This window comes from Reyranella sp., assembly GCF_036558665.1.
Taxonomy (GTDB): Bacteria; Pseudomonadota; Alphaproteobacteria; order Reyranellales; family Reyranellaceae; genus Reyranella.
Genome location: NZ_DATBFE010000030.1, coordinates 43,348 through 57,786 on the forward strand (window position 1 = coordinate 43,348; position 14,439 = coordinate 57,786).

A 14,439-nucleotide genomic window follows, 5' to 3' on the forward strand; every position below is an offset into this window, starting at 1 on the left:
TGCCTATGTTTCAATTCAGAAGGCCGGTTGCGGCCTTGATCGCGGCCGCGAGCGTCGCGAGCCTGTTCGGTGCGGCGAGCGCCGACGCGCAGACGATCAAAGCCGTCATGCACTCGGACGTGAAGATTCTCGATCCGATCTGGACCACAGCCTACATCCAAAGAGATTTCGGCTACATGGTCTGGGATACGCTGTTCGCCGTGGACGACAAGCTCCAGGTGAAACCCGAGATGGTCGACAAGTGGGAGGTGTCGCCCGACAAGCTGACCTGGACTTTCACCCTGCGCGATGGCCTGGAGTGGACCAACGGCCAGCCTGTCACCGCCGAGGACTGCATCGCCTCGATCAAACGCTGGGGTGCCAAGGACTCGATGGGGCAGAAGATGATGGCCTCGGTCGCGGGCTTCGAGGCCGTCGATGCCAAGACTTTCCGGATGAAGATGAAGGAGCCGTACGGCTTGGTCCTCGAGTCGCTCGGCAAGCCGTCGTCCAACGTTCCCTTCATGATGCCGAAGAAGACGGCTGACACCGACCCCAATACGCAGATCAAGGTCGAGGACGTGATCGGCTCAGGCCCGTTCATCTTCAAGGCGGATGAGTGGAAGCCAGGTGAGAAGGTGGTGTTCGTCAAGAATCCCAAATACAAGCCGCGTTCCGAGCCGGCCTCGGGGCTGGCTGGCGGAAAGGTGGTGAAGGTCGACCGCGTCGAATGGATTGCCATGCCTGACGTTCAGACCCAGGTGGCGGCCATCGAGAACAACGAGATCGACATGATCGAGTCGCCCGGCATCGATCTGCTCCCGCTTCTCGCCAAGGACAAGAACGTCAAGCTGTTCAATGCCAATCCGCTGGGACTGCAGTACACGTTCCGCTTCAATTCGCTCTACAAGCCGTTCGACAATCCCAAGATCCGCCATGCGGTGATGGTCGCCTTCAATCAGGAGGAGTTCCTCAAGGCGACCATCGGCGATCCCAAGTACTACAAGGTCTGCAAGGCGCCGTTCGTCTGCGGGACGCCGCTGGCCAGCGACGCGGGCATGGCCGACGTGCTGAACGGCGATACCGCCAAGGCCAAGGAGCTTCTCAAGGAGGCCGGCTATGACGGCACCCCGGTCGTGCTGATGCAGTCGACCGACCTCCAGGTGCTGACCAACCTCGCCCCGGTCGCCAAGGCCCAGCTCGAGGCGGCGGGCTTCAAGGTCAACATGCAGGCGATGGACTGGCAGACGCTGGTCGGTCGGCGCAACAAGAAGGATCCGCCGGACAAGGGCGGCTGGAACGCCTTCCTCACGGCCTGGGTGGCGGCCGATATTCTCAATCCCGTGACCGCCGGCTTCTTCAACGCCTCGTGCGACAAGGCGATGTTCGGCTGGCCGTGCGACGCGACGATCGAGAAGATGCGCGATGCGTTTGCCCACGAGACCGACCCGGGCAAGCAGAAGCAGATCGCGATCGACCTTCAGAAGTACTGGGTCGATCATCCGACCCACATCAATGTGGGACAGTGGTACCAGCCGGTGGCTCTGCGCGCCAACATCGACGGCATGCTGGAAGCGCCCGTCCCCGTCTTCTGGAACATGACCAAGAAGTAGAGATCGTGGCGGGCACGCGGGCTCCGATCCGCGTGCCCATCGACGAGGGCGGGACCGGCGCCTGCCTTCCTCGATGGGAGCATGAAAAGCGAGGCTTCGATGGAACCGACGACGATGAAGCGGCGTACGTTCGGCGTTCTCACTACCGGCGCGCTCGTCGCCGCCACCGGTGCGACGAAGGCGGCCGACAAGAAAACCCTGCGTTTCGTGCAGAACGGCAACCTGACGATCCTGGATCCGATCTGGACCACGGCCTACGTCACGCGCAACCACGGCTACTTCATCTACGATACGCTGTTCGCGATGGACGAGCAGAATGCGATCAAGCCGCAGATGGTCGACAAGTACGAGGTATCGACCGACAAGACCTTGTGGACCTTCACGCTGCGCGACGGGCTGGAATGGCACGACGGCAAGCCGGTCACCGCTGACGATTGCATTGCTTCGGTCAAGCGCTGGGGTGCCCGCGACACGATGGGCCAGAAGCTGATGGACTTCGTCAAGGAGATGAAGCCGGTCGACGCCAAAACCTTCACGATGCAGCTCAAGGAGCCGTACGGCCTGGTGCTCGATTCGCTCGGCAAGCCGAGTTCCAACGTGCCCTTCATGATGCCCAAGGCCGTGGCCGATACCGACCCGTTCAAGCAGATCAGCAGTCAGATCGGCTCCGGTCCCTTCATCTACGTCAACGCCGAGTCCAAGCCCGGCGAGAAGCACGTCTACGTCAAGAACCCGAAATACAAGCCGCGTACCGACGCCGCGTCGGGCCTCGCGGGCGGCAAGATCGTGAAGGTTGACCGCGTCGAGATCATCGAGATGCCCGATCCGCAGCAGCAGGTGAATGCCATCATCGCCGGCGAGATCGACCTCATCGAGCAGCCGCCGCATGACCTGCTGCCGGTCCTGAAGGCCGACAAGGGCGTGACCCTCGTCAACTGGAACCCGCTCGGCCAGCAGTTCGTCATCCGCTTCAACCATGTCCAGCCGCCCTTCAACAACCCGAAGGTCCGACTGGCTGGCCTCTATTGCATGCGGCAGGAGGACTATCTCAAGGCGACGGTCGGCTCGCCCGAGTTCTACAAGGTGAGCTCGGCAGCCTTCGTCGCGGGCACGCCCAATGCGTTCGACGCGCCCAATGGCATGCTGATCAAGCCTGACTTCGAGAAGTCCAAGGCGCTCCTCAAGGAGGCCGGCTACGACGGCACGCCGGTGGTGCTGATGCAATCCACCACGCTACCGGTGCTCACCAACACCGCACCGGTCACCAAGGCGCTGCTCGAGCAGGGCGGTTTCAAGGTCGACATGCAGTCGATGGATTGGCAGACCCTGGTCACCCGCCGCACGAAGAAGGATCCGCCGAACCAGGGCGGCTGGAACGTCTTCCACACATTCTCTGTCGCGGCCGACATCCTCAATCCGATCTCCTGCACCTACATGGCGGCCAACGGCGACAAGGCGTGGTTCGGCTGGCCGAACGATCCCGAGATGGAGAAGCTGCGCGACTCTTACGCCAAGGAAACCGATCCGGCCAAGGCGAAGGAGCTGGCACATACGGTCCAGAACCGCGCGCTGGAGACGGCCCAGTACGGCTGGATTGGCCAGTGGTATGGACCGGGCGTTGCCCGCAAGAACGTGACCGGCTGGCTCAAGGCGCCCGTGCCGGTGATGTGGAACATCGACAAGGCGTAATCTCCCTTCCGCCGCTCCGATCCAAGGTCGCATCGGGGCGGCGGGCCGAGTGCAGGTAAATGCTCGATTTCATCGCCCGCCGCCTCGTCGCTATCATCCCCGTGCTCGCGGTGGTGGCGATCTTCGTCTTCCTCATGCTTCGCCTCACGCCCGGCGATCCGGCCGCGGTGATCGCGGGCGACAATGCCACCTCAGACCAGATTGCTCTGATCCGCGCCAAGCTCGGCCTCGATCTGCCGATCTGGCAGCAGTTCTTCATCTGGATCGGCGATATACTGCGCGGAAATTTCGGTGAGAGCTTCTTCTTCAAGAAGACCGTGACCGAGCTCATCGCCCAGCGGCTCGAGCCGACGCTCGCGCTTTCGATCTGCACTCTGATCGTCGCCGTCACCACCGCGGTGCCGCTGGGCGTGATCGCCGCCTATCGCCACGGCTCCCTGCTCGATCGCTTCGTCATGGGCTTCTCGGTCCTCGGCTTCTCGCTGCCGAGCTTCGTGATCGGCTACTGCCTGATCTACATCTTCGCCATCGATCTCGGCTGGCTTCCGGTGCAGGGCTATACGCGCATCGGCGTCGATTTCTGGGCGTTCCTCGAGCACATCATCCTGCCCAGCATCACGCTCGGCATCATCTATGTCGCGCTGATCGCCCGCATCACCCGTGCCTCGGTGCTCGAGGTGCTGAACGAGGACTATATCCGCACCGCCCGCGCCAAGGGGCTCTCCAACCGGGTCGTCCTCATGCGCCATGCCCTGCGCAACGCGGCGGTGCCCATCCTGACCGTGATCGGCATCGGCATCGCGCTGCTGATTGGCGGCGCCGTGGTGACCGAGAGCGTCTTCGGCCTGCCGGGGCTGGGCAGGCTCACGGTCGAGGCGGTGCTGAGCCGCGACTTTCCGACCATCCAGGCCGTGATCCTGATGTTCTCGGTCGTGTACGTCGTCATCAATCTCCTGATCGACATCGGCTATACCCTGTTCGACCCGAGGATCCGCTATTGAGCGCGATAATCGAAGAAGCCGTCGACTCCGCCGCCATCGCGTCGGCATCGACCAAGCGCAAGCCGCTGTGGCAGCTCGCGATCCGCAACCCGGCCGTCCTCTTCGGCGCGGTCATCCTGCTGATCATGGTGGCCATCGCCGTCCTGGCGCCGTATCTCGGCACGGTTGATCCGACACGCATCGATCCGGCCGCACGCAACAAGAAGCCGGGCACCGAAATCACCTACCGGCTCGACGACGGTTCGACGACAAAGCATGTCGCCCACATGGGAACCGATACGCTGGGCCGCGACGTCTATAGCCGCGTTCTCTACGGCACCCGGGTATCGCTGATCGTCGGCATATCGGTCGCCTTTTTCGCCGTCGTCCTCGGCCTCGTCATCGGCATGGTCTCGGGTTACATCCGCTGGCTCGACGGCATCATCATGCGCATCATGGACGGGTTGATGGCCATCCCTGGCATATTGCTCGCCATCGCGCTGGTGTCGATCTGGCGCGCCGGCCTGATCACGGTGATCTTCGCCATCGTCGTGCCGGAGGTGCCGCGCGTGGTGCGCCTGGTGCGATCGATCGTGCTGACGGTCCGCGAGGAGCCCTATGTCGAGGGCGCGGTCTCGGTCGGCACCCCGACCTGGACGCTGATGATGCGGCATATCCTGCCCAACACGGTCGCCCCCTTGATCGTGCAGGCGACCTTTACCGCTGCCGCTGCCATCATCGTCGAAGCGATCCTGTCCTTCCTCGGTATCGGCATCCCGCCCGAGACCCCGAGCTGGGGCAACATCATGGCCGAGGGCCGTACCCTCTTCCGCATCTTTCCTCACAACATCCTCTATCCGGGCATCTTCCTCGCGCTCGCGGTGCTCGCCATCAATGTGATGGGCGACGGCCTGCGCGACACGCTCGATCCCAAGATGAGCAAGAAGGTATGAGTTCCGACAAGCGGCCGGTCCTCGAGGTCAGGGACCTCAGCGTGGCCCTTCCCGCCGGCGCCGATCGTGCGCGCGCGGTCGACAAGGTGAGCTTCACCGTCAGTCCCGGCGAGATCGTCTGACTGGTGGGCGAGTCGGGCTCGGGCAAGTCGGTGATCGCCTTCACCATCATGGGCCTGCTCGCCAAGGCGCTGAAGCCGGTATCCGGCGAGATCCTGCTCGAGGGCGAGAACGTGCTGGCAGCGGGCGAGGCCCGCCTCAGGGAACTGCGCTGCACGCGCATGTCCATGATCTTCCAGGAGCCGATGACGGCGCTCAATCCGGTGATGACATGCGGCGATCAGATCGACGAGGTGCTGCGTACCCACACCAAACTCGACGCCGCCCAGCGCAAGACCAAGATCATCGGCATCCTGACACGCGTGAAGCTGCCCGAGCCGGAGCGCATCTATGCCTCCTTCCCGCACCAGCTCTCGGGCGGCCAGCGTCAGCGCATCATGATCGCCATGGCGCTGGTGCTCGATCCGGTGCTGCTGATCGCCGACGAACCGACCACCGCTCTCGACGTCACGACCCAGGCCGAGATCCTGAAGTTGATCGCCGAGCTGCAGGCGAGCCAGGGCACGGGCGTGCTGTTCATCACCCACGATTTCGGCGTCGTCGCCGAGATCGCCCACCGGGTGGCCGTCCTGCGCTGGGGTGAGCTGGTCGAGATGGGGCCAACCGAGCAGATCCTGTCGCAGCCGGCGCATGCCTACACGCGGATGCTGATCTCTTCGGTTCCTTCGATCCACCCCGCCCACCGCGGTGTGCGGCTGGAGAAGGAGACGGTGCTACGCACCGAGAAGCTCGGCAAGACCTACGCCGGCAAGGCCTTCTTTCAGAAGGCGCGCGTGGTGAAGGCGGCGGTCGATGTCGATCTCGATGTCAGGAAGGGCGAGACGCTCGGCATCGTGGGCGAGTCGGGCTCGGGCAAGTCGACGGTAGCGCGCTGCATCGCCCGCCTGATCGATCCGACCGAGGGCAAGGTCTATCTAGGCAAGACCGAGATCGCCACCATCTCGAGCTCGAGGCTGCGGCCGCATCGCCGGCGGGTCCAGATCGTCTTCCAGGACCCGTACCGCTCCCTCAACCCGCGCATGACCGTGGGCGATTCGATTGTCGAGGGCCCGATGAATTTCGGCCTCAAGCGTGATGCCGCCTTGGCACGGGCGCGCAAGCTGATGGAAACAGTCAGGCTCGATCCCAACTCCCTGGACCGCTATCCGCACCAATTTTCCGGAGGACAGCGCCAGCGCATCTGCATTGCCCGCGCGCTGGCCATGGAGCCCGAGCTTCTGATCGCGGACGAGGCCGTCTCGGCGCTCGACGTCTCGGTGCAGAAGCAAGTGCTGGAGCTGCTGGACGAGATCCGCCAGCGCCTGAACCTCGCCGTGCTCTTCATCACCCACGATCTGCGCGTGGCAGCCCAGATCTGCGACTATGTCGCCGTGATGAGCCAGGGCCGTGTCGTCGAGTATGGAGCGGCCGAGCAGGTGTTCGGCGCCCCAAGGCACGACTACACCAAGTCGCTCTTCGCCGCCGCCCCGGGCCGCAACTGGGAGTTCGGCAAGTTCGCCACGGCGTGATAGGCTCCCCTCACCACAAAGAAAATGCCCGCAGGGCATCCGGCATCGAGCCTCCCCCTGACCCGCGCCGGACAGCGACGGTGATACCGTGTCAGGGAGGCTTTCATGGCCGAGAGCGTCTACAAGGTGGTCGAGCTGGTCGGCACCAGCACTGAGTCCTGGGAAAAGGCGGCGAAGGCGGCGGTCGAACGGGCCGGCGAGTCGCTGCGCGATCTGCGGGTCGCCGAAGTCGTCGAACAGGACATCGTCATGGAGGGCGGCAAGGTGTCGGCGTACCGCACCAAGCTGAAACTCTCCTTCAAGTACGAAGGCAAGGACTGAGCCACCCGGTCGGACTGGCGGGACGCTCAGGAATAGCGTTCGCGGGCCCACCGCTCGACCCGGCCCGCCAGCAGGAACGCGGCTGCCGAAATGGCCGTGGCGACGGCACTTGCGCCAAAAGCCTGTTCAGTCTGGAAGTCCGACTTGGTCTTGGCAAAGAGATAGCCCAGGCCCGAGGTGCCCATCAGGAACTCGGCCACCATCGCGGCAAGGATGGCGTGCGCCGAGGCAAGCCTGAAGGCAATGGCGAGGTTTGGCATCGCCGCCGGCAAGGCGAGATGGCGCAGCAGGTCGAGACGCGAGGCGCCCAGCACGCGGAACAGATCTTCGCTGCCGGGTGGCGCGGAGCGCAGGCCCGAGGAGGCGAAGACGAACGACGGGAAGAACGTGATGATCACGACGATCGCAAGCACGGTCGACGTATCGTAGCCGAGCAGCCGGGCGATCACCGGGATCAGCGCCACGACCGGCACGGAACTGAACAGCACCGTAATGGGATTGAGAAGCCCGGCCGTGATAGCGGAGAACCAGGCTGCGACTGCGAGCCCGGTACCCACGGCCATGCCGGCAACGAGACCGAAGGCCGCGACGGCAAGGGTGACGCCGACATTGTCGAGGTAGACGTCGGGGTGGGACAGGAGATCACGCAGCACCGCCGTCGGAGTCGGCATCACGATGACGTTGAAGCGGCTAATCACGACCCAGAGCTGCCAGGCGCAAAGTAGCAGGACTACGCCCCAGTAATCTTCGACCAGCCGTACGAGGAGCGGGCGCGTCATCGGCACACCCCTCATCCGAACCGCGCATAGGCCGCGCGCTCCGCAATCGTCAGCAGGCCATAGAAGAAGAGCGATGCGACGACGGCCAGCATGACCGCGCACCAGAGCAGCACGATCTGGAAGTTCTGCATGGCGTTGATGATCAGGATGCCGATCCCGCGCGAGGCGCCGAACCACTCGCCGATGATGGCGCCGATCAGTGCTGCCGGCCAAGCGAGCCTGAGCCCGGAGACGAGCGGCGGCAATGCCGCCGGGAACTCGAGCCGGAAAAAGCGCTCTAGTCGATCCGCACCCAGCACCTCAAAGAGGTCGCGGTGCGCCGCGCTCGCCCGCTGAAGGCCGGAACTCGTCGAGACGAAGACGATGAAGAAGACATGGATCGAGGAAACGGCGGCAGGCGTGCTGTCGCGGCTGAGCAGCACCAGGAAGATCGGCCCCAGCGCAATCGACGGCACCGAATTCAGGACGGCCGCCAGGCGATCCGATCCGCGGCGCAGCCAGGGCAGGAGATGGGCCAGCGTCGCAAGCGCCAAACCGGCGATCATGCCCCAGGCATAGCCCACTGCCGTCGAGGCCAGGGTAGCCGAGAGCGCGCGCCGGAAGAGTGGCAGGCGGCTCGCGTCGCTCAACATATCGAGCACGGCACTGAGCGGTGGCCAGGAGATTCCCGCGAGCTTGAACTGCCCGATCGCCTGCCACAGCGCCAGAAACAGGGCGATTCCGAGGCTGCCGAGGAGCGTCCTCTTCATGAGTCGAGCGCACTCGTCAGCTCGTCGACGAGCCGATGGAACCCCTCGCTGCGCATCACCTCGGGATCGCGCGGCCGGGCGAAGGGCACGACGACCTCGCGGATGATGCGACCAGGGCGACCGCTCATGACCACAACACGGTCGGCCAGGAACAGGGCTTCGTCGACCGAGTGGGTGATCAGCATGGTGGTTATCCGCCGTTCCGACCAGATGCGTTGCAGCTCGACATTCATTTGTCGGCGAGTCACGGCGTCGAGCGCGCCGAACGGCTCGTCGAGCAGCAACACCTCCGGATCCAGCACCAATGCTCGCGCGATCGAGGCGCGCTGGCGCATGCCGCCCGAGAGCTGCTTGGGCCGTGCATTCCCGAAGCCTGCCAGCCCTACCAGCTCGATCAGTCGCGCAACGGCCGGCGCGTCGACGTGGCGGCCCGCGATCTTGAACGGCAACGCGACATTGTCCCGAACTGTGAGCCAAGGCAGCAAGGCGTGATCCTGGAAGGCGACGCCCAGCGCATGGCGCGCCGACACCAGGCCCGGCGGCGCGCCGTTCACGGCGACAGAGCCGGTGCTGGGCTTCTCCAGCGAGGCGACGAGACGCAGCAAGGTGCTCTTGCCGCAACCACTCGGGCCCAGGACGGCGACGAACTCGCCGGCGCCGACCGCGAGCGACAATTCCGAGAGAGCCAGCAGACCCCCGGAAGTCCCGGGCAAGGGAAAGCGCTTGCTGACGCATTCGAGGACGATGGCGCGCTCCGCAGGCCTCATGCCGTCATCGCATCGAAACGTTCCATCAGCTTCGGCAGACGCTCGGCCAGCCGCCGGTCGATCTCCTGGCGATCGACGGTCAGCAGTTCGCGATCCTTCATCACGACATTGCCGTCGACCACCACCGTGCGCACGTCGCGCCCGACGACCGTGTTGGCGGCCACGAAATAGGGATCGTAGACCGGGGCGTGATCGAGCTGGCTCCGGTCGACCAGCAGGATATCGGCCTTCTTGCCGACTTCGAGGCTGCCGATCGCCTTCTCGATGCCGAGCGCGCGGGCCCCGCCGTTCGTCGCTACCTTCAGGATCTCCTCACTCGGCATCACGTTACGATAGGCAATGGGCGTGCCCATCACCGCCTGCTGCCCGACACGGGCCATATGGGCCACCTGGAAGATGTCCAGCGATCCCCAGGAGGCTGCGCCATCCGTGCCGAGCCCGATGTCGATGCCGCGGCGCCACATCTCGTGCAGGCGGTGCGGGCCGATATGGTAGTTGTTGAAGGCGCAATGGCAGGCCGAAGGCCGGTGCTTCACATAGAGGTCCATTTCCTCGGCCGAGAGCAACACCGAATGAGCGCAATGCATGTGCCGGTCGAGCGCACCGAGATCGTCGAGATATTCGGTCGGCCGCTTGCCGAACTTCTCCAGTGCATAGTCGATCTCGTACACGCCTTCGCACAGATGGGTGTGGATCTTGACGTCGAGCGCGCGGGCCGCGCCCGACATTGCTTTGATCAGCTCCGGCGAACAGACGATGATCTGGCGCAGGGCGAGCCAAGCCTGCACGCGGTCGGTGCCCTGCCCGGTGCCTTTCCAGCGCTTCACGAGCGCGACGTTGCCGTCGTAGGCCTTCCCGGTGCTGGCGATCATGGTCTTCGGCACGCCGACGCCCTGATCGACCGTGTTCAGCGCCACAAAACCGCGGATGCCGACATCGATCGCGGCCCGGCCCATGGCATCGGGATGGGGGCCGCCGGCTTCGGCAAAGCAGGTGGTGCCGACCGAGATCATGTTGGCGTAGCAGAGAAGCCCGCTCAGATAGACATCCTCGTCCGTCAGCATCGACTCGAACGGGATGTAATAGTTGCGCCAAATCGGGATCTTCACCTGCCGGCGCCGGCCGATCTCTGCAATCTTGCCACGCAGCAGCGTTTGCGCCGTGTGGACATGCGCGTCGACCAGTCCCGGCATCGCGATCTGGCCGCGGCCGTCGATGGTCGACCTGGCCGCGATCCGTCTTCGGGCCGCCGAGACCTTGCCGATCCACGCGATCTTGTTGCCCTTGATCGCGACAGCACCGTCGCGGATCACGCTGTTCTTGCCATCGATGGTAACGACATCACACCCGCTCAGCAGCAGGTCGACCTTCTTGGGAACGTTCACGTCTAGTCCTTGAGGATCTCGTGTACTTCCTTCATGACCGAGAAGTCGCAAAGGGTGTCGACCGCGGGCAGCTTGTCGCGACCCGAAGCCTTGGCGGCAGCGTACATCGGGCCCGCGATGGTATCGCGGTCCAGCACCAGCAGCTTTTGCTCGGGCTTCGAAGGGTTTTTGGTCATGGGAATCTGCAACTCGTTCTGACGGAGCTGCTGCTTGAGGTCGAGTCCGAGGTCGGCTCCGTACTTGTTCACCGCGAGCTTGGGCGCGATCGTCGGATCCTTCTCATTGTCCAGCCAGCCATGCGTAAGGGCGGTCAGGAATTTCACGATCGTGGGGCGGCTGGACTGCAGATAGGCGCGGGCGACGAAAATCAGGCTTGCATAAGCACGATAGCCCATCGAATCGAACGAGGCGAAGAAGAAATCCTTGCCGCGCACCATGCCCATCTTCTCCAGCGTGACGGCCTGATTGGTACCGAAAGCGGTGTACCCGTCGCCGGCCTTGGAGAGCAGCGGCTCGGGCGAGAAGCCCGCAGGCACGAACTCCCATTGCTTGGGCAGGTTGTTGAGGGCAAGCGTCGCATCGATCACCGTCCGCTCGTTGGGCCCCTGCGCCAGGATCTTCTTGCCGACGATGTCGGCGGCCTTGAGGATCGGCTTGCCGGGCAGCGAGATGATGCCGAGGGGGAAGACGGGAAACGTGCCCGCGACCAGCACGAAATCGTTGCCCCGCGCTACGGCATCGAGATAGGGCAGCCATGTGCCGTAGCCGATCTCCGCACCACCGGCGGCCAAGGTGACCAGTGGCGGCGGCGCATTGGGACCGCCGGGCAGCGTCTTGACCTCCAGCCCCTGCTCCTTGAAGTAGCCGTTGTCCTCGGCGATCCAGACGCCCGCATATTCGACATTGTTGATCCAGGCGAGCGCCACGCGCAGCGCCTTGCCCTGCGCCCGCAACTCACCCCCGCCAAGCGCCGTCGCCAGTGTCAGGGCACTCGACCCGCGCATGAAATTCCTGCGATGCATGGTCCCTCCCTTGCACGTCTACGCTACTCCCACCCGCAAGCGTTCGGCCAGTGGAAGGCTTGCCGCCGCCGCTCTGCCGGATCAGATTTGGCGCATGACCTCCGGATTTCTCGAGGACGCCTCGTTCAACCAGTCCCCCGACTTCGGCGATGCTGACCTTTTCAATGACGACAAACCGCTCAGGGAGGCGGCGGTTCGCTACGGACTCGATCTGAAGGCGCTTGCGGCCTGCGGCAAGGACTACGGTTCGGCGGAGACGCTCGATCTCGGCCGCGTGGCCAACGAGAACCCACCCAAGCTCCGGACGGCGGACGGCAAGGGGAACCGTATCGACTTCGTCGAGTTCCATCCCGCCTATCATGCGCTCATGGCCAAGAGCATCGGCTGGGGCATTCACAGTTCGGCGCACGATGGCAGCGAGCCCGCCAGCCCCATGACAAGCCGCGCCGTACGGCTCTATCTCGCGACCCAGGCCGAGAGCGGCCATCTCTGCCCCGTCACCATGACACACGCGTGTATCGGCGCCCTCGAAGCCGAACCGGCGCTGCTCGCGAAGTGGCGGCCCAAGATCCTGTCGCGCCAATACGATCCCCTGCCGCTGCCGTGGTGGGAGAAGTCGGGCCTCACCCTCGGCATGGGCATGACCGAGCGGCAGGGCGGCACCGACGTGCGCGCCAACATCACGCAAGCCATGGCAGTCGGCGACCATGTCGAGATCAGCGGCCACAAGTGGTTCATGTCGGCGCCGATGTGCGATGCCTTCCTGGTGCTGGCCCAGGGCGACGGCGGCCTCACCTGCTATCTGATGCCGCGCTATCGCCCGGATGGCAGCCAGAACGGGCTGCGCTTCCAACGCCTGAAGGACAAGCTCGGCAACAAGTCGAATGCCTCGTCCGAGGTCGAGTTCCACGCCGCCTATGCCGAGCGTGTGGGCCCCGAGGGCGCAGGTGTGCGCACCATCATCGAGATGGTGAACCTTACCCGGCTCGACTGTGCCATAGCTTCGGCCGGCCAGATGCGCTTCGGCCTAAGTCAGGCCCTGAACCACATCCGCAATCGCTCGGTGTTCCAGCGGAGGCTCATCGATCAGCCGGCGATGCGCGCCGTCGTCGCCGACATGGCGCTTGAGCTCGAGGCGCAGGTAGCGCTGGTGTTCCGCCTCGCCCATGCCGTCGACAAGAATGAGGCCGCCTACACGCGCCTGCTGACGCCGGCGGTGAAATACCTCGTTTGCAAGAGCACACCGCAGGTAGTTTATGAGTCGCTCGAGTGTCTGGGCGGCAACGGCTATACCGAGGACCTGCCCATGGCGCGACTCTATCGCGAGGCGCCGCTCAACGCGATCTGGGAGGGATCGGGCAACGTGATGGCGCTCGACGTCCTGCGCGTCGCCGGCCGCCAGCGGGAGGCGACGATGGAGACAGTTACCGCACTGGCACGCGCGGCGTCGCAGGCATTCGATGTGCAGCCGCTGGTCTCCGCACTCGAACGCACGCTCAAATCACGCGACGCCGAACGCCGCGCGCGCTTCCTGTGCGAAGGCCTCGCTCGCATCGCGGCTCTGGCGGCGCTCGCCGAAACCAATTCGCCGTTCGCCTCGCTTTATGGCGAGACGCGGTTCGCTGGCGGACGTTTCGCGCAATTCGGCACAAACGACCTCGGATCGGCGGAAGTCGCCTTGTTGGACAGGGCGTTCGCCGCCTAGCAAGATCGCGCGCATGAAAAGGATCTTCACTGCGTGCCTCGGCACCGAGACCAATACTTTCGCTTCCATTCCCACCGGACATCAGCTCTTCGAGGAGACCTGCCTCTATCGCAAGGCGAGCTACGGCGAGAAAGTACCCATGTTCGGTGCACCGCTTGCCGTCTGGCGCAGCCGCGCCGAAGCCAAAGGCTGGCAGGTCGTGGAGAGCCTTTGCGCCGTCGCCCAGCCGGCTGGCAAGACGGTGAAGAAGGTGTATGAGAGCTTTCGCGACGAGATCGTCGCCGATCTCGAGGCGGCGCTGCCAGTCGATGGGGTCTTGCTTTCCATGCACGGCGCCATGGTGGCCGAGGGCTATGATGATTGCGAGAGCGACCTGCTGGCTGCGGTACGCAAGGTCGTGGGGCCCGGCATCCCGGTCGGCGCCGAGCTCGATCTCCATTGCAATATCGGTGCGGGCACATTGCGCGACGCCACGGCGCTCGTGCTGTTCAAGGAATATCCGCATATCGACGTTCCCGAGCGCGCCGACGACCTTTTCACCGTGATCGAAGGCGCCATCGAGGGCCGCACCAAGCCGGTGATGGCGGCCTTCGACTGCCGCATGATCGGCGTCTTCCACACCACGCGTCAGCCGATGCGCGGCTTCGTCGACAAGCTCCAGGCGATGGAGGGCAAGGACGGCGTCCTGTCGATCTCGATCGCGCACGGCTTTCCCTGGTCCGACGTGAAGGAGATGAGCTCCAGGCTGATCGTCATCACCGACAACGACCGGCCCAAGGCGGAGAAGCTTGCGCGCGAACTCGGCCTCGAGTTCTTCGCCATGCGCGACAAGACCCAGCCCCCTTACGTTACGCTCGAGACAGCGATGG

The 14,439-nt window shown here is 64.4% G+C and carries 12 protein-coding genes and 1 pseudogene; 8 read left to right on the forward strand and 5 right to left on the reverse strand.

Annotated features, from left to right (window positions below; genetic code table 11):
- Positions 1-5 precede the first annotated feature (5 nt).
- The 6 genes and pseudogenes from VH499_RS04710 (at position 6) to VH499_RS04735 (ending at position 7,163) form a co-directional block, all read left to right on the forward strand.
- Positions 6-1,592: an ABC transporter substrate-binding protein gene (locus VH499_RS04710; RefSeq protein WP_332051538.1), complete on the forward strand. Its 1,587-nt coding sequence runs from the start codon at positions 6-8 to the stop codon at positions 1,590-1,592.
- A 99-nt stretch (positions 1,593-1,691) separates the two neighbouring features.
- Positions 1,692-3,281 carry an ABC transporter substrate-binding protein gene (locus VH499_RS04715; RefSeq protein ID WP_332051539.1) on the forward strand — a complete coding sequence of 530 codons (1,590 nt, stop codon included), beginning with the start codon at positions 1,692-1,694 and terminating at the stop codon, positions 3,279-3,281.
- Positions 3,282-3,340: 59 nt separating this feature from the next.
- Positions 3,341-4,282 carry an ABC transporter permease gene (locus tag VH499_RS04720; protein WP_332051540.1) on the forward strand — a complete coding sequence of 314 codons (942 nt, stop codon included), beginning with the start codon at positions 3,341-3,343 and terminating at the stop codon, positions 4,280-4,282.
- Entirely contained in the window at positions 4,279-5,214 is a 936-nt protein-coding gene (locus VH499_RS04725; protein ID WP_414709744.1) for an ABC transporter permease, read from the forward strand. Before VH499_RS04720 ends, VH499_RS04725 begins: the two co-directional genes overlap by 4 nt.
- Positions 5,211-6,842: pseudogene (locus VH499_RS04730) on the forward strand (ABC transporter ATP-binding protein). The gene VH499_RS04725 and the pseudogene VH499_RS04730 overlap by 4 nt, the downstream one beginning before the upstream one ends.
- 105 nt (positions 6,843-6,947) lie before the next feature.
- Positions 6,948-7,163 (forward strand): dodecin family protein, encoded by a 216-nt coding sequence (locus VH499_RS04735; RefSeq protein WP_332051541.1) that lies wholly within the window; start codon positions 6,948-6,950, stop codon positions 7,161-7,163.
- A gap of 26 nt (positions 7,164-7,189) precedes the next feature.
- Here the strand turns inward: VH499_RS04735 and VH499_RS04740 are convergent, their stop codons facing one another.
- The 5 genes from VH499_RS04740 to VH499_RS04760 are packed head-to-tail and all read right to left on the reverse strand — an operon-like array spanning position 7,190 to position 11,865.
- Positions 7,190-7,942 carry an ABC transporter permease gene (locus VH499_RS04740; protein WP_332051542.1) on the reverse strand — a complete coding sequence of 251 codons (753 nt, stop codon included), beginning with the start codon at positions 7,940-7,942 and terminating at the stop codon, positions 7,190-7,192.
- Positions 7,943-7,953: 11 nt separating this feature from the next.
- Positions 7,954-8,691: an ABC transporter permease gene (locus tag VH499_RS04745; protein ID WP_332051543.1), complete on the reverse strand. Its 738-nt coding sequence runs from the start codon at positions 8,689-8,691 to the stop codon at positions 7,954-7,956.
- Positions 8,688-9,458 carry an ABC transporter ATP-binding protein gene (locus tag VH499_RS04750; protein WP_332051544.1) on the reverse strand — a complete coding sequence of 257 codons (771 nt, stop codon included), beginning with the start codon at positions 9,456-9,458 and terminating at the stop codon, positions 8,688-8,690. The genes VH499_RS04745 and VH499_RS04750 overlap by 4 nt, the downstream gene beginning before the upstream one ends.
- Positions 9,455-10,843, reverse strand: a complete 1,389-nt coding sequence (locus VH499_RS04755) for an amidohydrolase family protein (protein WP_332051545.1) — start codon at positions 10,841-10,843, stop codon at positions 9,455-9,457. The genes VH499_RS04750 and VH499_RS04755 overlap by 4 nt, the downstream gene beginning before the upstream one ends.
- Before the next feature lie 2 nt (positions 10,844-10,845).
- Complete coding sequence (locus VH499_RS04760) at positions 10,846-11,865, reverse strand: ABC transporter substrate-binding protein (RefSeq protein WP_332051546.1); 1,020 nt, start codon at positions 11,863-11,865, stop codon at positions 10,846-10,848.
- A 94-nt stretch (positions 11,866-11,959) separates the two neighbouring features.
- Here VH499_RS04760 and VH499_RS04765 point away from each other — a divergent pair, with 94 nt between their 5' ends.
- On the forward strand, positions 11,960-13,570 hold the full coding sequence (locus tag VH499_RS04765; RefSeq protein WP_332051547.1) for an acyl-CoA dehydrogenase family protein: 1,611 nt from the start codon (positions 11,960-11,962) through the stop codon (positions 13,568-13,570).
- Between the two features lie 13 nt (positions 13,571-13,583).
- Positions 13,584-14,439, forward strand: an 856-nt coding sequence (locus VH499_RS04770) for a M81 family metallopeptidase (RefSeq protein ID WP_332051548.1), incomplete at its 3' end; no start/stop codon positions are given.